Annotated in this window: 19 protein-coding genes; 12 read left to right on the forward strand and 7 right to left on the reverse strand. The window is 70.6% G+C overall.

Annotation, left to right across the window (positions count from 1 at the left end):
• Window positions 1-14: 14 nt before the first annotated feature.
• Window positions 15-311: an FtsB family cell division protein gene (locus PHZ_RS09615; RefSeq protein WP_012522298.1), complete on the reverse strand. Its 297-nt coding sequence runs from the start codon at window positions 309-311 to the stop codon at window positions 15-17.
• 144 nt (window positions 312-455) lie between these two features.
• On the opposite strand from PHZ_RS09615, the gene PHZ_RS09620 reads away from it, so the two are divergent.
• On the forward strand, window positions 456-1,691 hold the full coding sequence (locus PHZ_RS09620) for a serine hydrolase domain-containing protein (RefSeq protein WP_012522299.1): 1,236 nt from the start codon (window positions 456-458) through the stop codon (window positions 1,689-1,691).
• On the opposite strand, the gene eno is transcribed toward PHZ_RS09620, so the two are convergent.
• On the reverse strand, window positions 1,688-2,968 hold the full coding sequence (gene eno, locus PHZ_RS09625; protein ID WP_012522300.1) for a phosphopyruvate hydratase: 1,281 nt from the start codon (window positions 2,966-2,968) through the stop codon (window positions 1,688-1,690). The genes PHZ_RS09620 and eno overlap by 4 nt on opposite strands.
• A gap of 125 nt (window positions 2,969-3,093) precedes the next feature.
• Here eno and PHZ_RS09630 point away from each other — a divergent pair, with 125 nt between their 5' ends.
• Window positions 3,094-3,867: an enoyl-CoA hydratase gene (locus tag PHZ_RS09630; protein ID WP_012522301.1), complete on the forward strand. Its 774-nt coding sequence runs from the start codon at window positions 3,094-3,096 to the stop codon at window positions 3,865-3,867.
• A gap of 66 nt (window positions 3,868-3,933) precedes the next feature.
• Here PHZ_RS09630 and rpmF read toward each other — a convergent pair whose 3' ends face one another.
• Window positions 3,934-4,116, reverse strand: a complete 183-nt coding sequence (gene rpmF / locus PHZ_RS09635) for a 50S ribosomal protein L32 (protein WP_041373400.1) — start codon at window positions 4,114-4,116, stop codon at window positions 3,934-3,936.
• A 146-nt stretch (window positions 4,117-4,262) separates the two neighbouring features.
• Between rpmF and PHZ_RS09640 the strand changes: the two genes are divergently transcribed.
• The gene (locus PHZ_RS09640; protein WP_012522303.1) at window positions 4,263-4,694 is read left to right on the forward strand and encodes a DUF4440 domain-containing protein; all 432 of its coding nucleotides are present in this window, start codon (window positions 4,263-4,265) and stop codon (window positions 4,692-4,694) included.
• Here PHZ_RS09640 and PHZ_RS09645 read toward each other — a convergent pair.
• Both PHZ_RS09645 and secG read right to left on the reverse strand, forming a co-directional pair.
• Window positions 4,691-6,331, reverse strand: a complete 1,641-nt coding sequence (locus tag PHZ_RS09645) for a CTP synthase (protein WP_012522304.1) — start codon at window positions 6,329-6,331, stop codon at window positions 4,691-4,693. The two genes, PHZ_RS09640 and PHZ_RS09645, sit on opposite strands and share 4 nt — an antisense overlap.
• A gap of 63 nt (window positions 6,332-6,394) precedes the next feature.
• On the reverse strand, window positions 6,395-6,844 hold the full coding sequence (secG, locus tag PHZ_RS09650) for a preprotein translocase subunit SecG (RefSeq protein WP_012522305.1): 450 nt from the start codon (window positions 6,842-6,844) through the stop codon (window positions 6,395-6,397).
• Between the two features lie 111 nt (window positions 6,845-6,955).
• Here secG and PHZ_RS09655 point away from each other — a divergent pair, with 111 nt between their 5' ends.
• Window positions 6,956-7,495 carry a GNAT family N-acetyltransferase gene (locus PHZ_RS09655; protein ID WP_012522306.1) on the forward strand — a complete coding sequence of 180 codons (540 nt, stop codon included), beginning with the start codon at window positions 6,956-6,958 and terminating at the stop codon, window positions 7,493-7,495.
• Between the two features lie 37 nt (window positions 7,496-7,532).
• Window positions 7,533-7,946, forward strand: a complete 414-nt coding sequence (locus PHZ_RS09660; protein WP_012522307.1) for a VOC family protein — start codon at window positions 7,533-7,535, stop codon at window positions 7,944-7,946.
• A gap of 7 nt (window positions 7,947-7,953) precedes the next feature.
• On the opposite strand, the gene tpiA is transcribed toward PHZ_RS09660, so the two are convergent.
• Window positions 7,954-8,697, reverse strand: a complete 744-nt coding sequence (tpiA, locus tag PHZ_RS09665; protein ID WP_012522308.1) for a triose-phosphate isomerase — start codon at window positions 8,695-8,697, stop codon at window positions 7,954-7,956.
• Window positions 8,698-8,827: 130 nt separating this feature from the next.
• On the opposite strand from tpiA, the gene PHZ_RS09670 reads away from it, so the two are divergent.
• From PHZ_RS09670 to PHZ_RS21645, 3 genes are all read left to right on the forward strand, one after another.
• Entirely contained in the window at window positions 8,828-10,744 is a 1,917-nt protein-coding gene (locus PHZ_RS09670; protein WP_012522309.1) for a peptidylprolyl isomerase, read from the forward strand.
• On the forward strand, window positions 10,741-12,273 hold the full coding sequence (trpE, locus tag PHZ_RS09675) for an anthranilate synthase component I (protein WP_012522310.1): 1,533 nt from the start codon (window positions 10,741-10,743) through the stop codon (window positions 12,271-12,273). Before PHZ_RS09670 ends, trpE begins: the two co-directional genes overlap by 4 nt.
• A gap of 122 nt (window positions 12,274-12,395) precedes the next feature.
• The gene (locus tag PHZ_RS21645; protein ID WP_012522311.1) at window positions 12,396-13,331 is read left to right on the forward strand and encodes a hypothetical protein; all 936 of its coding nucleotides are present in this window, start codon (window positions 12,396-12,398) and stop codon (window positions 13,329-13,331) included.
• Here PHZ_RS21645 and PHZ_RS09685 read toward each other — a convergent pair.
• Window positions 13,297-13,500 (reverse strand): hypothetical protein, encoded by a 204-nt coding sequence (locus tag PHZ_RS09685; protein ID WP_041373401.1) that lies wholly within the window; start codon window positions 13,498-13,500, stop codon window positions 13,297-13,299. The genes PHZ_RS21645 and PHZ_RS09685 overlap by 35 nt on opposite strands.
• 51 nt (window positions 13,501-13,551) lie before the next feature.
• On the opposite strand from PHZ_RS09685, the gene PHZ_RS09690 reads away from it, so the two are divergent.
• The 4 genes from PHZ_RS09690 to lexA all read left to right on the forward strand — a co-directional run bounded on the left by PHZ_RS09690 (window position 13,552) and on the right by lexA (window position 16,757).
• Window positions 13,552-14,142, forward strand: coding sequence for an anthranilate synthase component II (locus PHZ_RS09690; protein ID WP_012522312.1), 591 nt, complete (start codon window positions 13,552-13,554; stop codon window positions 14,140-14,142).
• A gap of 7 nt (window positions 14,143-14,149) precedes the next feature.
• A complete protein-coding gene (trpD, locus tag PHZ_RS09695) occupies window positions 14,150-15,163 on the forward strand; it encodes an anthranilate phosphoribosyltransferase (RefSeq protein ID WP_012522313.1) in 1,014 nt (337 codons plus the stop codon).
• Window positions 15,160-15,933 (forward strand): indole-3-glycerol phosphate synthase TrpC, encoded by a 774-nt coding sequence (trpC, locus tag PHZ_RS09700; RefSeq protein WP_012522314.1) that lies wholly within the window; start codon window positions 15,160-15,162, stop codon window positions 15,931-15,933. Before trpD ends, trpC begins: the two co-directional genes overlap by 4 nt.
• 134 nt (window positions 15,934-16,067) lie before the next feature.
• Window positions 16,068-16,757 (forward strand): transcriptional repressor LexA, encoded by a 690-nt coding sequence (gene lexA / locus PHZ_RS09705; RefSeq protein ID WP_012522315.1) that lies wholly within the window; start codon window positions 16,068-16,070, stop codon window positions 16,755-16,757.
• The last annotated feature ends 1 nt before the right edge of the window (window position 16,758 follow it).

Consider the following 16,758-nt stretch of genomic DNA (forward strand, 5'->3'; position numbering starts at 1 on the left):
CCCGCGACGGGGTGCTAGGGCTTCATGCGGATCACATAGTCCCTTGGGTCAGCAAAGCCTAGCAGAGAGCGCGCCCTTTCCTCCAACAGGTCGGCCGAAAGGCTCTGGTCGCGCAGAAGCTGGGCGCGGGCCTCCAGGTCCTCCCGCTTGGCGCGCACCTGCGAGAGCTCGCGCTGCTTCGCCAGCAGCGTCTCCCCGCGCTGGTTCGAGCGCAGCAGACCGCCCTCGCCCGTGAAGGCATGGAACGCGAAATAGAAGATCAGCAGGGCGAGGGCCGCGGTCGACAGGTACGGGCGGAGGCGGGCGAGCACAGGACGCGATTCCCTCGGAGGAACCGGCTCTTCTCGCCCATCTTGCTTAATGGGCGGCTAACCACGCGGGACTGGTACCGGTCCCAATCCGATTGACCGCACGGCGAAGCTGCGGAACGCTCGCCGGGAAGTGGGGAGGCCATCATGCTCAGGACCCTGATCGCGCTGCTCGGCGCGGCGCTGATGCTGCTGCCTGGATCCTTCGTCGCGGCCGAGCCGGTCCGCCTCGACACCGCCCGCATCGACGAGGCTCTGGCGCAGATGGTGGCGAGCGGCCGGGCCGCGGGCGTGTCGGCCCTCGTCTGGCAGGACGGCGCCGAGCGTTACTTCGGCGCCGCCGGATTCGCCGACCGCGAGGCGGACCGGTCGATGGCGCGCGACACGCTCGTGCAGATCTACTCCATGACCAAGCCGGTGACCGGCGTCGCCCTGATGCAGCTCTGGGAACAGGGCCGCTTCGGCCTCGACGATCCGCTGGCGCAGCACCTGCCCGAGTTCGCCGCGCTGCAGGTGCTGCAGCCTAACGGGTCGCTCACCCCTCCCGCCAGACCGGTCCTTGTGCGGGACATCCTGCGCCACACCGCCGGCTTCGGCTACGGCGACGACCCGCGGTTCCGGACCGCCGACCCGCTGAATCTGCAGAACGACCTGGCGGAGGCCGGCCGCCGCATCGCGGGCCTGCCGCTCCTGTTCGAACCGGGGGCGGAGTGGCGCTACAGCGCCGCCGTCGACGTCCAGGCGCTGCTGGTCGAACGGCTGTCGGGCGTGCCGTTCGAAACCTACGTGCGCACCCATGTGCTGGACCCGCTGGGCATGCGCGAGACCGCCTGGACCCACCCGCCCGAACGCCTCGGCCGGCTCGCCGCCACCTACGTCCGCCGGAACGAGACCCTCGAGCGGCAGGACGACGCGCGGACGCGCGCGCTCAACTTCGCGCCCAAGCGGCTGACCATGGGCGGCGCCGGCCTCGCCGGGCCCATCGACGACTACATGCGCTTCGCCCGCATGCTGCTGAATGACGGTGAGCTGGAGGGGGTGCGAATCCTGCGGTCCTCGACGGTCCGGCTGATGGCGACCGATCACCTCGACCCGCGCATCGCCCGCCGCCACTTCCTGCCCAGCAAGGGCCAGGTGGGCTTCGGCTTCGATTTCGCCGTCCGCACCGCGCGGCCGAAAAGTCCGCAGGAGAATCGCGGCGCGGTGGGGGAGTTCTTCTGGGACGGCGCGCAGTCGACGCTGTTCTGGGTCGATCCCGCCAACCGCCTGGCGGCGGTGTTCTTCGTCCAGACGGCCCCGTTCGACGGGACCCTGCACCGAGACATCCGGGCCGCGGTCTACGGCCCGGACTATCAGGGTCCGCCCGGCGACGAGCGCCGCTAGAGCGCCCGCAGCGCCCGGCGGCCGGCGTAGATCGCCTGGTCGCCCAGCTCCTCCTCGATGCGGAGCAGCTGGTTGTACTTGGCCGTACGGTCCGAGCGGGCCAGCGATCCGGTCTTGATCTGACCGCAGTTGGTGGCGACTGAGAGGTCCGCGATCGTGGAATCCTCGGTCTCGCCCGAGCGGTGGCTCATCACCGCCGTGTAGCTGTTGCGGTGGGCCATATCGACGGCGTCCAGGGTCTCGGACAGCGTGCCGATCTGGTTGACCTTCACGAGGATCGAGTTGGCCAGACCCTTCTCGATTCCCACGGCCAGGCGCTCCGGGTTGGTGACGAACAGGTCGTCGCCCACGAGCTGGACCTTGCCGCCCAGGCGCTCGGTCAGGATCTTCCAGCCGTCGAAGTCGTCCTCGGCACAGCCGTCCTCGATGGTGACGATCGGGAACTTGGAGACGAGGCCCGCCAGGTACTCGACCATGCCGGCGGGATCGACCGTCTTGCCCTCGCCCTCCATCACGTACTTGCCGTTCTTGAAGAACTCGGTGGAGGCCACGTCGAGGCCCAGGTGGAAGTCCTCGCCGCAGCGGTAGCCCGCGCCCTCGCCCGCCTTGACGATGAAGGCCAGCGCCTCCTCGGCCGAGCCGATGTTGGGAGCGAAGCCGCCCTCGTCCCCGACGTTGGTGTTGTGGCCCGCGTCCTTCAGCTGCTTCTTCAGCGCGTGGAAGATCTCGGCGCCCATGCGCAGGGCTTCCGAGAAGGTCTCGGCGCCGGTCGGCAGGATCATGAACTCCTGGATGTCGATCGGATTGTCGGCGTGGGCGCCGCCGTTGATGATGTTCATCATCGGCACCGGCAGGATGCGGGCCGAGACGCCGCCCACGTACTTGTAGAGCGGCAGGGCCGAACTGCTGGCCGCCGCCTTGGCCGTGGCCAGGCTGACGCCCAGGATGGCGTTGGCGCCCAGGCGGCTCTTGTTCGGCGTGCCGTCCAGCTCGATCAGCATCCGGTCGATGCGGCGCTGGTCCTCGGCGTCCGAGCCTGACAGCGCGTCATAGATCTCGCCGTTCACCGCATCGACGGCCTGCCGCACGCCCTTGCCGAGGTAGCGGGCCTTGTCGCCGTCGCGCTTCTCCACGGCCTCGTGGGCCCCGGTCGAGGCGCCCGAGGGCACCGCCGCACGGCCCATGGCGCCGTCCTCGAGGATCACGTCGACCTCGACGGTCGGGTTGCCCCGGCTGTCCAGGATCTCACGGGCGGTGATGTCGACGATCTCGGTCATGGAGCTCCCTCGGGTGTTGCGGCGCGCGAGCCTTAGCCACCTTCCGCGACAGGGGCAACTTGACTTCCCCGGTTGACTTGCCGCGGCGTCGGCCGGTCATGCCGGGACGCCAAGGGAGGAAGATCATGCTGCTGGTGGAAAAGCCGTTCGACGGGGTCGCCGTCGTCACCCTCAACCGGCCCGAGGCGATGAACGCCCTGTCGAAGGCCCTGCGCCAGGCGCTGCGGCAGGCCATGGTCGAGCTGGACGCCGACCCCGAGGTGAAGGTGATCGTCCTGACCGGCGCGGGCGAGCGGGCGTTCACGGCCGGGCTCGACCTGAAGGAGCTGTCGTCCGATCCGTTGGGCATGGGCGCGGCCAACACGACGGACCCGGCCGAGAACCCCGCCCGCGCGCTGCTGGCCACCCGCAAGCCGATCATCGGCGCGATCAACGGCGTGGCGATCACCGGCGGCTTCGAGGTGGCGCTGGCCTGTGACGTGCTGATCTGCTCGACCAACGCCCGTTTCGCCGACACCCACGCGCGGGTCGGGATCACCCCCGGCTGGGGGCTGTCGCAGAAGCTGTCGCGCGTGATCGGCCCCTATCGGGCCAAGGAACTGTCGCTGACCGGCAACTTCCTCGACGCCAGAACCGCCTACGAATGGGGCCTTGCGAACCGCGTCGTCGAACCCGGCGAGCTGATGGAGGCCGCGCTGACCCTGGCCCGGCAGATGGCCGACATCGAGGCCGACATGCTGGTCGGATACAAGGCGATGATCGACGACGGCTACGAGACGACCCTGGCCGAGGGGCTCAAGCTGGAGCACGAGCGCTCGCTCGCGCACAACGTCGAGGTCACGCCCGAGATGGTCGCCGCCCGCCGCGAGAAGGTGCAGGCCCGCGGGCGGAGCCAGTAGCGCGCATGCGAACGGCCCCGCCTGTCGCCAGACGGGGCCGCGCGGAATCGCTGCCTCGGATGAGGCTTAGTCTTCCTTCGGCGTCAGGACCTGGCGGCCTTTGTACATGCCGGTCTTCAGGTCGACGTGGTGCGGGCGCTTCAGCTCGCCCGTTTCCTTGTCTTCGTGATAGGCGTTCGGGCCCAGCGCGTGGTGCGAGCGACGCATGTTCCGCCGCGAGGGCGAGGTTTTTCTCTTGGGAACGGCCATCGGAAATCTCGAAATGACTGCGGCGGCCGAGTGAGGCCGCCGACGTGAGCGGCGGTGTATGCATGAAACGCCGCTTCGGATCAAGCGCCCGCCTCGGGTTCCTCCCAATGCAGCCCCTGCCGGCCCACGCTCGTTGGAGTGAAACCATGGAAGCCGAGATCCACGCCCTCTTCCGCCGCCACGAGGACAACTTCAACCGCGGCCTGCACGGCGAGGCGGCGCCCGAGGACGCGGGCGCCCTCTTCACGCCCGAGTTCATCGCCGCCGGGCCCCAAGGGGTCGCGACGGGGCGGAACGACGCCTCGCTCGTCGAGGCGATGAGGGCCGGCTACGATCACTACCGGGCCACAGGCGCCCAGGCCATGACGCTCCGCGACGTCGCGGTCACGCCTATCGACGACCGGCACGCGACAGCCAAGGTCAGCTGGCGCGCCCGCTACCGCCGCAAGGACGGCTCGCAGACCGATATCGACTTCGAGGTGACCTACTTCGTACGCTTGACCGACGAGGGACCCAGGATCTTCGGCTGGGTGTCGGGCGACGAGGAGGCCCTGCTGCGCGAAAGGGGCCTGGCCTAGACCAGCCGGCTCCGCTCCTTGGCCGCGCCGATGAAGCTGGCGAACAGCGGGTGCGGGTCGAACGGCCGGCTCTTCAGCTCCGGGTGGTACTGCACGCCGACGAACCAGGGATGGTCCGCCCGCTCGCAGATCTCGGGCAGCTGGCCGTCGGGCGACAGGCCGGTGAACTTCAGGCCCGTGGCCTCGATCCGCTCGCGGTAGCCGATGTTCACCTCGTAGCGGTGGCGATGGCGCTCCTGGATGGCGGTCGAGCCGTAGATCTCGGCCACCCGCGATCCGGGGGCCAGCACGGCGTCATAGGCGCCGCAGCGCATGGTGCCGCCCAGCTCGCCCCCCTCGGCGCGGACCTGCTTCTCGTTCCCCCGGGTCCACTCGGTCATCAGGCCGACGATGGGCTCGGAGGTCGGGCCGAACTCGGTGGACGAAGCTTGCCGGATGCCGGCCAGGTTCCGGGCCGCCTCGATCATCGCCATCTGCATGCCGAAGCAGATGCCGAAGTACGGGATCTGGTGCTCGCGGGCGAACTGGACGGCCCGGATCATCCCCTCCGAGCCGCGCTCGCCGAAGGCCCCCGGGACCAGCACGCCGTGGACGTTGGCCAGACGCACGGCGATCAGGTCCTCGTCCTTCTCGAAGGCCTCGCCCTCGATCCAGTCGAACTTGACCCGGACGTTGTTGGCCACGCCGCCGTGGACCAGCGCCTCGACCAGCGATTTGTAGGCGTCGGTCAGGCCCGTATACTTGCCGACGATGGCGATGTTCACCTCGCCGTCGGGGTGGCTCAGGCGGTGGGAGATCTCTTCCCAGCGGGTCAGGTCAGGCTTCGGCGCCTGGTCCAGCAGGCCGAAGACGTCGAGCACCTCGGTGTCGAGTCCCTCGTGGTGATAGTCCAACGGCACGGCGTAGATGTTGGCGCTGTCCATCGCCTGGATGACGGCGCTGGGGCGCACGTTGCAGAACTGGGCGATCTTGCGCCGCTCGCCCTCGGGGATCGGGAACTCGGTCCGGCACAGCAGGATGTCGGGCTGGATGCCGATCGAGCGCAGCTCCTTCACCGAGTGCTGGGTCGGCTTGGTCTTCATCTCGCCGGCCGTCTTGATGAACGGCAGCAGCGTCAGGTGGATGTAGCAGGCGTGCCCGCGGGGCAGCTCCTGGCCCAGCTGGCGGATCGCCTCGAAGAACGGCAGGCCCTCGATGTCGCCCACCGTGCCGCCGACCTCGATCAGCACGAAGTCCACATCCGGGCCGGGATCGGAGAGGACGAAGTCCTTGATCTCGCCGGTGACGTGCGGAATGACCTGGACCGTCGCGCCGAGGTAGTCGCCGCGGCGCTCCTTCTCGATGATCGTCTTGTAGATCTGGCCCGTCGTGATGTTGTCGGCGCGGGTGGCCGAGACGCCCGTGAAGCGCTCGTAGTGGCCGAGGTCGAGGTCGGTCTCGGCCCCGTCGTCGGTCACGAAGACCTCGCCGTGCTGGTAGGGGCTCATCGTCCCCGGATCGACGTTGAGATAGGGGTCGAGTTTCCTCAGACGGACCTTGTAGCCGCGCGCCTGCAACAGGGCGCCAAGCGCGGCGGACGCGAGACCTTTACCAAGAGAGGAGACCACGCCGCCGGTGATGAAGATGTACCGGGCCATGGGCGCTCAGAGTAGCCGTGATTCGCCGGGGCGGCCCGCCCCGTGGTGCAAACTATCCACGGATTACTGCGGCGCGGCGGGCGCGGGGGCCGTTTGGGGAGCCGGTTGCGGAGCGGTCGGGGCCGGCTGGGCGCCGAACGGATTGCCGACCACGGGCGCGGGGGCCTGGAGCGGCGCGGGGCCACCCTGCGCCGGCGCGGCCGGGGTCGGCTGGGGCGCCGACTGGTTCAGGCTGTTCGGATCGATGGCGTCCACCTTCAGGCGGTCGACCACGGACGAGGAGCCCCCTTCCCGGCCGGCCATGATCGTCAGCAGCAGGCCCAGCACGAAGAACACCGACCCCAGGATCCAGGTGATCCGGGTCATCAGGTCGCCGGCCCCGCGCGCGGTCATGAAGCCCGAAGGCCCGCCGCCCATGCCCAGCGCCCCGCCTTCGGACCGCTGCAGCAGGACCACGACGATCAGGAAGAACGCGACGATGACCTCGATCACGAGGAGCAGCGTGAGCAGCATGGACAGTCTTTCCAGTGCGCGGCGGACACACCCCGCCGAAATGAAGCGCGCGCTCTACCACCGAGGCGGGCCCAAGGCCATAGGTAGCGGGTCGCTTCCGTCGGACAAGTGATGATTCTCGACCTGCAGCGCCTGCCGATCCTCGAAACCGAACGGCTCCGGCTCAATCCCCTGACCCTCGAGGACGCCGAGGCGATCTTCCCCCTCCTCGCAGACCCGGAGGTGCTCGCCTATTGGGAGGCGCCCGAGCCCAACGACCCCGACGTCGTCGCCGGCGTGGTCCGCAACCACGTCGAGGACATGGCGGCCGGGCGCGCCATGCGCTGGGCCATGCGCCGGCTCTCGGACGGGGCGTTCGTCGGCTGCTTCGACATTACCGAGATCGACCGGCGCCATCGCAGGGCCCAGGTGGGCCTGATGTTGGGCCGGCAGACCTCGGGCGAGGACTATGGCCTGGAGGCGATGCGAGCGGTGATCGCCTTCGCCGCGGCGAACGGGCTGCGGAAGCTGACCGCCCGCACGCACCTGGGCGCCCGGCGCTCGGAGAGCGTGCTCGAGAAGCTCGGCTTCGAGGAGGAGGGCCTGCTGCGCGGCCACATCCTGGAGGACGGCGAGCGGCGGGACGTGCGGCTGTTCGGCCTTCTGCTCTAGGCTGGGCGGCCCTATCTCCACGGCAGGGAGACCCGCCATGACCCAGCCCATCGTCGTCGCCGGCTTCGACCACATCGTGCTGCGCGTCCGCGACAAGGAGCGGATGCTCGCCTTCTACTGCGGCGTGCTGGGGCTCTCGGTGGACCGCGACCGTCCGGAGATCGGACTCACCCACATCCGCTGCGGGCCGCAGATGATCGACCTCGTCACGCTCGACGGCCCGCTGGGGCGGATGGGCGGCGCCGGGCCCGGCGCCGAGGGCCGCAACCTCGACCATTTCGCCCTGCAGGTGCGTCCCTACGACGCCCAGGCGATCAAGGATCACCTGGCCGCTCACGGAGTCGCCGTGACGGACGAAGGCCCCCGCTACGGGGCCGACGGCGACGGCTGGTCGATCTACCTGCAGGACCCCGAGGGCAACACGGTCGAGCTGAAGGGCCCCGGAGCCTGAGGGGGCCCTAGAGGGCGTTCACGATCCCGAGGAAGTCCTGCGCCTTCAGGGACGCGCCGCCCACCAGCGCGCCGCCCACCTCGTCGGCGTGCAGGATCTCGGCCGCGTTCGACGGCTTCACCGAGCCGCCGTACAGGATGGGGACCGCCCTGCCCGCCTCGCCGAACATCTCGACCAGGGTGGCCCGGATCGCGCGGTGCATTTCCTCGATCTCGGGCGTGGTGGGCGTCAGGCCGGTGCCGATCGCCCACACGGGCTCATAGGCCACCGCGAAGGCCTTGCCCGCCAGCTCGGTCGGCAGCGAGCCGCGGACCTGGCGCGTGACGATCGCCAGCGCCTGGCCGGCCTTACGCTCCTCCAGCGTCTCGCCGACGCAGACGATCGGCTCCAGCCCCGCGCGCAGCGCCGCCTTGACCTTGCCCGCCACCAGGGCGTCGGTCTCGCGGTAGCCCGACCGCCGCTCGGAGTGGCCGAGGATCACCAGCTTCGCGCCGGCGTCGGCCAGCATCTCGGCCGAGACGTCGCCGGTGAAGGCGCCCGATTCGTCCGTGTGGCAGTCCTGACCGCCGACCAGCACCGGCGTCCCCGCCAGCGCCTCGCTCATCCGGTGGACCAGCAGACTGGGCGGACAGATCGCCACGCGCGCGGCGCTCGCGGCCGCCCCGGCGGCCACGGCCTTGGCCTCGGACAGCGCGGCGGCCAGCCCGTTCATCTTCCAGTTTCCGGCGATCAGCGGCTTGGGAGCGGTCATCTTGCCTCACATACGTCGCAATGGCCGGCGCGGTTAAGGCAAGCTGGGCGGCCTGTCACCTCCTTGCCGTACGGAAGCGGCCTCCACTATACCGGCCCGCACGCCTGCGCCCCGGAAAGGGTTATTCCTGATGCTCGCCGCCATCCGCCAGTTCGCGAAGTCCTGGGTCGCCGCCGTCCTGATCGGCCTGCTGATCGTCAGCTTCGCGGTCTTCGGCATCAACGACGTATTCAGCGGCGCCACCGGCGACCAGGTCATCAAGGCCGGCTCGCGGGTGGTCACCTCGGCCGAATTCCGGCGCGAGTACGAGGATTACCGCAAGCGGCTGGAACAGCAGGCCGGCCAGCCCATCACGCCCGAGATGGCCGAGGCCAACGGCATCGACCGCCAGGTGCTGAACGGCCTGGCCACCCGCGAGGCCTTCGCCGAGATGCTGCACAAGATCGGCATCCGCCCGTCGGACAAGCTGCTGGTGGCCGAGATCTCGAAGATCCCGGCCTTCTTCGATCCGATCAGCGGCCGCTTCGACCGCAACACTTTCCAGCAACGCCTGGCCGAGAACGACATGACCCCGGAGGGCTTCGACCGCGCCCTGCGGGACCAGATGGCCGCCCAGCACTGGGGCGCGGGCGTGGGCGAAGGCCTGCGCGCGCCGCGGGCCTACGGCGCGCTCGGCGCCATCTTCGGCCTGGAGAGCCGGGACGTGGCCTGGTTCAACGTGACCGCCGCGAACGTTCCGGCCGTGGCGGCGCCGACCGACGAGCAGCTGACGGCCTTCATGAAGGAGAACGCCGAGCAGCTCACCCGTCCCGAGATGCGCGTGCTGACGGTGGTGCGCTTCACCCCGCAGGCCGTTCCCCAGAACACGCCCGTCGACGAGGCCGAGCTGAAGAAGCTCTACGAGTTCCGCAAGGACACCTTCTCGCGCCCGGAGACCCGCACGCTGGTGCAGATTCCCGCCAAGGACGCCGCGGCGGCCCAGCAGATCCAGGCCGGCCTGGCGCGGGGCGACGATCCGGCCGCGGTCGCCAAGGCCGCCGGCGTGGACGTCATCACCTACGAGGACAAGCCGAAGACCGCCCTCGCCGACCGTCGCGTGGCCGACGTCGCCTTCGGCCTGCAGCCCGGCCAGGTCGCCCGCGCCCAGGGCGAACTGGGCCTGGCGGTCGTGAAGGTGATCTCCGTGACCCCCGGCCAGACGGTCACCCTCGAGGAGGCCCGGCCGGTGCTGGAGGCCGAGCTGCGCAAGAACGCCGCCGCCCAGAAGGTCTACGAGCAGGCCGAAGCCTACGACGAGGCGCACCGGGGCGGGGCCGACCTGGCCGCCGCGGCCCAGCAGGTCGGCGTACCGGCGATGACGGTGGGTCCGGTGACCCGCCAGGGCGTGGACGAACAGGGCCGGCCCGTCCCCGGCCTCACGCCGGCGATCCTCGAACAGGCGTTCTCGCTGCCTGCGGGCGGCGAAGGCGACCTGACAGACGCCGGCGAGGGCGAATCCTTCGCCGTGAAGGTCGAGCGCGTGGTTCCGCCCGCCATGCCGCCGCTCGCCGAGGTGCGCACCGAGCTCGCCCGCGTCTGGTCGGCGCGGGAGACCGCCCGCCGCATGGAGGCCCGGGCGAACGAGCTCGCCGAACGCGTGCGCAAGGGCGAGAGCCTGGAGGCGGTCGCCGCGTCCGCCAGCCTGAAGGTCTCGCGCGCCGAGGGCCTGTCGCGGCAGACCGCGGGCCAGGACCCGGCGCTGTCGGGCGAGCTGCTGAACCGCGCTTTCGGCGCTCGCCCCGACGACGTGATCGTCGGCCGGGCCCGGGAGTTCGCCTTCTCGGTGGCCAAGGTCAGCAACATCCGCATGCAGCCCGGCCCCACCGCCGCCATGCTGACCGAGCAGCAGCGCGGCGAGATGACGAACACCCTCTTCCGCGAGATCGCCGACGCGGCCCAGCGCGCGGCGCGCGACAAGCTGAAGGTGCGCGTGGATGTGAACCGCGCCCGCGCCGCGGTCGGCTTCGAGCCCCTCGACGCCAAGGCCCCGGCGGAGAAGAAGAAGTGACGCCGGAGCCGTCGTTCGAGGCGTTCCGGTCGACCTACGACGGCGGCGCTCCGCAGGTCGTCTGGACGCGGCTGGTCGACGACCTGGAGACCCCCGTCTCCGCGTTCCTGAAGATCGGTCACGGCCGGCCGTACGCCTTCCTGTTCGAATCGGTGGAAGGCGGCGCCTGGCGCGGCCGCTATTCGATCATCACCCTGGCGCCCGACCTCGTCTGGCGCTGTCGCGGCGACGTGGCCGAGGCGGCCGAGGGCGAAGACATCGCCGCCGGCCGGTTCACCACCCAGCCCGGCGGGGCGCTGGATTCGCTGCGCGACCTGCTGGCCGCCTCGCGCATCGAGCTGCCCCCGGGCCTGCCGCCCATGGCCGCGGGCGTCTTCGGGGCGATCGGCTACGACATGATCCGGCTGGTCGAGCGCCTGCCGAACGTGAATCCCGACCCGTTGGGCCTGCCCGACTCGGTGCTGGCGCGTCCCTCGATCGTGGCGATCTTCGACGCCATCGCCCAGGAGATCATCCTGGTGACGCCGGTCCGTCCGGGCATGGCGTCGGCCGAACAGGCCTATGAGGCCGCCCGCGCGCGGCTGCAGGCGGTCGTCGACGACCTGCGAAGGCCCGCGCCGCCGCTCACCGGGACGGCCACGCCCGAGCCCGACAGCTTCACGACCCCGGTCAGCCGCGAGGCGTACCGCGAGATCGTCGAAAAGGCGAAGGGCTACATCCGCGCCGGCGACATCTTTCAGGTCGTCCCCAGCCACCGCTTCCGCGCGCCGTTCACCCGCGATCCATTCGCGCTCTACCGCTCGCTGCGCCGGACCAACCCGTCGCCGTTCCTGTTCTTCCTGGACTTCGGCGGTTTCCAGCTCGCCGGCTCGAGCCCCGAGATCCTGGTGCGCCTGCGCGACGGCAAGATCACCATCCGGCCGATCGCGGGCACCCGCCCCCGCGGCGCGACGCCCGAGGAGGACCTGCGGCTCGAACAGGAGCTCGTGAACGATCCCAAGGAACGCGCCGAACACCTGATGCTGCTGGACCTCGGCCGCAACGACGTCGGCCGGGTGGCGATGCTGAAGGAACAGGGCGCCAACCAGCCGGCGCCCGCGTCGCGCCAGCCGCGCGTGCGGGTCACGAACAGCTTCTTCGTCGAGCGCTACAGCCACGTCATGCACCTCGTCTCAAACGTCGAGGGGGATGCGCCCGATGGCCTCGATCCGGTGGACGTGGTGATGGCCGCCCTGCCGGCCGGCACGCTCTCCGGCGCGCCGAAGGTGCGGGCGATGGAGATCATCGACGAGTTGGAGATCGAGAAGCGCGGCATCGGCTACGCAGGCGGCGTCGGCTACTTCGGCTGCGACGGATCGGTGGACACCTGCATCGTCCTGCGCACCGCGCTGTTCAAGGACGAGGTGATGTACGTGCAGGCCGGCGGCGGCGTCGTGGCCGACAGCGATCCCGACGCCGAGTACGATGAAACCCTCCACAAGGCCCGCGCATTGCGGCGGGCGGCCGAGGAGAGCTGGCGCTTCGTCTGAGCCGCGTTAACTGCGATCGCTCAATGCGGGTAGGCCCGCGCTTGCATAACTTCGTCGGCTCGCGAACGTGATCGTGCGTTCGCCGACCGGCGCACGCCGGGATTCGATCGGGGATCGGACGAGTGACGGCGGGGATCACCACAGACGAGACGCGGGACGAGATCACGGCGCGTGAGCGCGCGCTGGGGCGCCTCTCGTTCGCCTTCATGCTCGACCAGGCGGCTCTGGGGGTCGGCGAGCTATCGACGATCGACTCGATCCTGGTGATGGCGATCAACCAGGCCAACATCCAGCCGCTCACGCGCGAGCCGCTGGCCCGCATCCGCCATGGCCGGATGGAGACCCCCGCGCCCGACGCCCGGCGCCGCCCCGTCAGCGTCAACGCCGTCGCGGCCTCGCTGCGCCTGCCGTTCGAGACCGTCCGCCGCCGCGTGCGCCGGCTGGAGGCCCTGGGCGCGTGCGTGTCCGCCGACGGGGGGATCATCGTGCCCGAGACCTTCCTCGTCTCGCCCGGCTACGTCCAGGGCGTGGCCGAAAGCCACCGGCTGCTCCGGGCGTTCTACTATGACGCCAGCGCCCAGGGGCTGGTCGAGCCCCTCCCCCGCTCCGCCTATCCCCCGGAGCCGGCGATCCCCGTCCGCGCCGCGGCGCGCCTGCTCTCGGACTATGTGCTGCGCACGACGGACGAGTTGCTGGTGCGCGTCGAGGATCTTGTCTCGGCCGTGGTCCTCCTGGCGATCCTGGGCGGCGAGACGCGCACCACCAACGTGGCCCGGATCGCCAAGCGTCTGCGGATGCCGATGGAGACCGCCCGCCGGCACGTGCTCGAGCTGACCGAAAAGGACTGCTGCGTCCGGTCGGCTAAGGGCGTGTCCGTACCTCCCGAGATGCTGGAGCGGCCCGAGTGGCGGGGCTTTCTCAGGGACAACGCCGCCAACGTCCAGCGGCTGTTCGCGGGGCTATCCGAGCGGGGCGTGATCGAGGCGTGGAGTCGGCTCGCGCCGCCGCTGCCGGCCGACGACGCTAAGGGGCTTCGGGCTTCTCCAGCGGGTGCGTGACGAGCGGCGGGGCCAGCACCATCGCCGTCGCGAACGCCAGGGTCGACACCGCCAGGAGCGCGGCGGCCGTCAACGCCGGCCAGATCCGCTCACGCCGCACCGGCGCAGCCAGCAGCGCCCGCGCCCGCGCGATCGCCGCCGCATCGAGAGTCGAATCGTCAGCCGACATGGACCGAGCATCCCGCTTGGCGGACGGCTCCGCAAAGCCTAGATGGGACGCATGATCCTGGTGATCGATAACTACGACAGCTTCACCTACAACCTGGTTCACTATCTGAACGAACTGGGGGCGGAGACGCATGTCGTGCGCAACGACGCGATCACCGCCGAACAGGCGCTGGCGCTGAAGCCGGAAGCGATCCTGCTGTCGCCCGGCCCCTGCACGCCCAACGAGGCGGGCGTCTGCCTGTCGCTGCTGGCCAGCGCGCCGGCCGACCTGCCGATCTTCGGCGTCTGCCTCGGCCACCAGTCGATCGGCCAGGCGTTCGGCGGCGAGGTGGTCCGCGCCAAGGCGCTGATGCACGGCAAGACCAGCCTGATCCATCACAACGGCAAGGGCGTGTTCGCCGGCCTGAAGAACCCCTTCACCGCCACGCGCTATCACAGCCTCTCGGTCGAGAAGGCCGCCCTGCCGCCGGACCTCGAGGTCACGGCCTGGACCGACGACGGCGAGATCATGGGCGTGCAGCACAAGACCCGGCCGATCTTCGGCGTGCAGTTCCACCCCGAGTCCATCGCCACCGAGTGCGGCCACGAGCTGCTGTCCAACTTCCTCGACATCGCCGGCGTGAAGCGGCTCGCCGACGCCTGAGCCGCCGATGTCCGACGCCTTCAAGCCGCTCCTCTCGCGCCTGGCCGACGGCGCGACCCTGTCGGACGACGACGCCGACGCGTTCTTCTCGGCCTGCCTCCGGGGTGAGCCGACGCCGGCCCAGGTCGGCGCCGCCCTGACGGCCATGCGGATGCGCGGGGAGACGCTCGGCGAGATCGCCGCCTGCGCCCGCGCCATGCGGCGAGCGGCGATCCACCTCGAGCCGCCGTTCCCCACCATCGACGTCTGCGGCACCGGCGGCGACGGGCTGCACACGCTGAACATCTCCACCGCCGTGGGCTTCGTCGCCGCAGGCGGCGGGCTGAAGGTGGCCAAGCACGGCAACCGGGCGATGTCGTCCAAGTCGGGCACGGCCGACGTCCTCGGCGAACTGGGCGTCAACATCGCCGCCCCGCCCGAGAAGCAGCTCCAGGCGCTGGACGAGGCCGGCATCTGCTTCCTGTTTGCGCCGGCGCACCACAGCGCCATGCGTCACGTCTCGCCGATCCGGGCCGAGCTGGGCTTCCGGACGATCTTCAACCTGCTGGGGCCGCTGACCAATCCGGCCGGCGCGCAGCGGCAGGTGGTGGGCGTCTTCGCCGAGCGCTGGGTCAAGCCGCTGGCGCAGGCGCTCGGCATGCTGGGGTCCGAGAAGGCCTGGGTCGTCCACGGGGCCGGGCTCGACGAGCTGACCACCACGGGCGAGACCTCGGTCGCCGAGTTCTCGGACGGCAAGGTCCGGCTGTTCACGATCACCCCGGAGGCGGTGGGCCTACGCCGCGCGGCCCTGGCCGACATCACCGGCGGCAGCCCGGCCGAGAACGCGCAGGCGCTGCGCCGCCTGCTCGCCGGGGAGACCGGCGCCTACCGCGACATCGTCGCCCTGAACGCCGCCGCGGCCTTCCTGGTCGCCGACAAGGTCGAGACGCTGCGCGAGGGGGTCGAGCTGGCCGGCCGTGTCCTGGACGAAGGGCGCGCCCAGGCCGCCCTGGAGCGACTCGTGGAGATCACCGCCCCATGAGCGACATCCTCGAGAAGATCGCCGCCTACAAGCGCGACGAGGTCGCCGTCCGCAAGGCCGCGCAGCCGACGATCGCGCCGCCGGCCGAGGCCCCGCGCGGCTTCCGCGCCGCGCTGACGCGGGCGCACGCCCCCGGCCGCCTGGCCCTGATCGCCGAGATCAAGAAGGCCTCCCCCTCCAAGGGGCTGATCCGGGAGGACTTCGATCCGCCCGCCCTCGCCCGCGCCTACGAGGCCGGCGGCGCGGCCTGCCTGTCGGTACTGACGGACGGGCCCAGCTTCCAGGGCGACGACAGCTACCTCGCCGCGGCCCGGAGCGCGGTGCGCCTGCCGTGCCTGCGCAAGGAGTTCCTGGTCGATCCCTGGCAGGTGGCCGAGAGCCGGTCGCTCGGGGCCGACGCCATCCTGGTGATCCTCGCCATGGTCGACGACGTCCTCGCCGCCGAGCTGATGGCCGAGGCCCAGCGGCTGGGCATGGATGCCCTGGTCGAGGTGCACGACGAGGCCGAGATGGCGCGCGCCGGCGCGCTCGGCGCCGACCTGATAGGCGTGAACAACCGCAACCTGCGGACCTTCGAGGTCGACCTGTCCACGACCGAGCGGCTGGCCACGATGGCCCCGGCCGGCGCCCTGCTGGTCACCGAGAGCGGCATCTTCACCCCCGCCGACGTCGCTCGCCTGGAACGCTGCGGGGCACAGGCCATGCTGGTGGGCGAGAGCCTGATGCGGCAGGCCGACGTGACCGCCGCAACCCGCGCCCTCCTCGGCTGAGTCGCCCGTTCCGCCGTCCGGCGCCGGGCCAGTTCTCCTGATTTTTCAGGGAGAACGGTGGTAACTTGACATTAACTAGGAACACCTAGAGAATATCGATAACGTTTGCGCTTTGTTCCAGAGGTCGCCTGCAGATGCTCACCCGCAAGCAGCATGAACTGCTCATGTTCATCCATGAGCGGATCAAGGAAACCGGCGTCTCGCCGTCCTTCGACGAGATGAAGGAAGCGCTGGACCTGGCGTCCAAGTCCGGGATTCACCGGCTGATCACCGCCCTGGAGGAACGCGGCTTCCTGCGCCGCCTGCCCCACCGGGCCCGCGCGCTGGAGGTGGTCCGCCTGCCGCAGCAGGCCACGGCCGCCGCTCCGCCCAAGGGTCGCGCCCCCTTCAAGCCGCAGCTGGTCGAGGCCGGCCAGGCCATGCCGGTCGCGGCCAACGACACTCGCGAACTGCCGATCCTCGGCAAGATCGCCGCCGGGACCCCCATCGAGGCCATCCAGCAGGAGCGCGACCGGCTGCCGGTCCCCGAGGCGATGCTTGGCGCGGGCGAGCACTTCGTCCTCGAGATCCAGGGCGACTCGATGATCAACGCCGGCATCCTCGACGGCGACTTCGTGGTGATCCGCCGGACCGACAGCGCCAACTCCGGCGACATCGTCGTGGCCCTGGTGGACGGCGAGGAAGCGACCTTGAAGCGCCTGCGCAAGAAGGGCGCCTCGATCGCGCTCGAGGCGGCCAACCCCGCCTACGAGACCCGCATCTTCGGCCCCGACCGCGTGGCGGTGCAGGGCCGCCTCGTCGGCCTCATCCGCCGTTACCACTAGG

This window comes from Phenylobacterium zucineum HLK1 (assembly GCF_000017265.1).
In the GTDB taxonomy this organism is placed as follows: domain Bacteria; phylum Pseudomonadota; class Alphaproteobacteria; order Caulobacterales; family Caulobacteraceae; genus Phenylobacterium; species Phenylobacterium zucineum.

Coding starts and splice junctions, on each gene's coding strand:
- PHZ_RS09620 (WP_012522299.1), top strand. CDS start 456: ATGCTCAGGACCCTGATCGCGCTGCTCGGCGCGGCGCTGATGCTGCTG.
- eno (WP_012522300.1), bottom strand. CDS start 2,968: ATGACCGAGATCGTCGACATCACCGCCCGTGAGATCCTGGACAGCCGG.
- PHZ_RS09630 (WP_012522301.1), top strand. CDS start 3,094: ATGCTGCTGGTGGAAAAGCCGTTCGACGGGGTCGCCGTCGTCACCCTC.
- rpmF (WP_041373400.1), bottom strand. CDS start 4,116: ATGGCCGTTCCCAAGAGAAAAACCTCGCCCTCGCGGCGGAACATGCGT.
- PHZ_RS09640 (WP_012522303.1), top strand. CDS start 4,263: ATGGAAGCCGAGATCCACGCCCTCTTCCGCCGCCACGAGGACAACTTC.
- PHZ_RS09645 (WP_012522304.1), bottom strand. CDS start 6,331: ATGGCCCGGTACATCTTCATCACCGGCGGCGTGGTCTCCTCTCTTGGT.
- secG (WP_012522305.1), bottom strand. CDS start 6,844: ATGCTGCTCACGCTGCTCCTCGTGATCGAGGTCATCGTCGCGTTCTTC.
- PHZ_RS09655 (WP_012522306.1), top strand. CDS start 6,956: ATGATTCTCGACCTGCAGCGCCTGCCGATCCTCGAAACCGAACGGCTC.
- PHZ_RS09660 (WP_012522307.1), top strand. CDS start 7,533: ATGACCCAGCCCATCGTCGTCGCCGGCTTCGACCACATCGTGCTGCGC.
- tpiA (WP_012522308.1), bottom strand. CDS start 8,697: ATGACCGCTCCCAAGCCGCTGATCGCCGGAAACTGGAAGATGAACGGG.
- PHZ_RS09670 (WP_012522309.1), top strand. CDS start 8,828: ATGCTCGCCGCCATCCGCCAGTTCGCGAAGTCCTGGGTCGCCGCCGTC.
- PHZ_RS09685 (WP_041373401.1), bottom strand. CDS start 13,500: ATGTCGGCTGACGATTCGACTCTCGATGCGGCGGCGATCGCGCGGGCG.
- PHZ_RS09690 (WP_012522312.1), top strand. CDS start 13,552: ATGATCCTGGTGATCGATAACTACGACAGCTTCACCTACAACCTGGTT.
- trpD (WP_012522313.1), top strand. CDS start 14,150: ATGTCCGACGCCTTCAAGCCGCTCCTCTCGCGCCTGGCCGACGGCGCG.
- trpC (WP_012522314.1), top strand. CDS start 15,160: ATGAGCGACATCCTCGAGAAGATCGCCGCCTACAAGCGCGACGAGGTC.
- lexA (WP_012522315.1), top strand. CDS start 16,068: ATGCTCACCCGCAAGCAGCATGAACTGCTCATGTTCATCCATGAGCGG.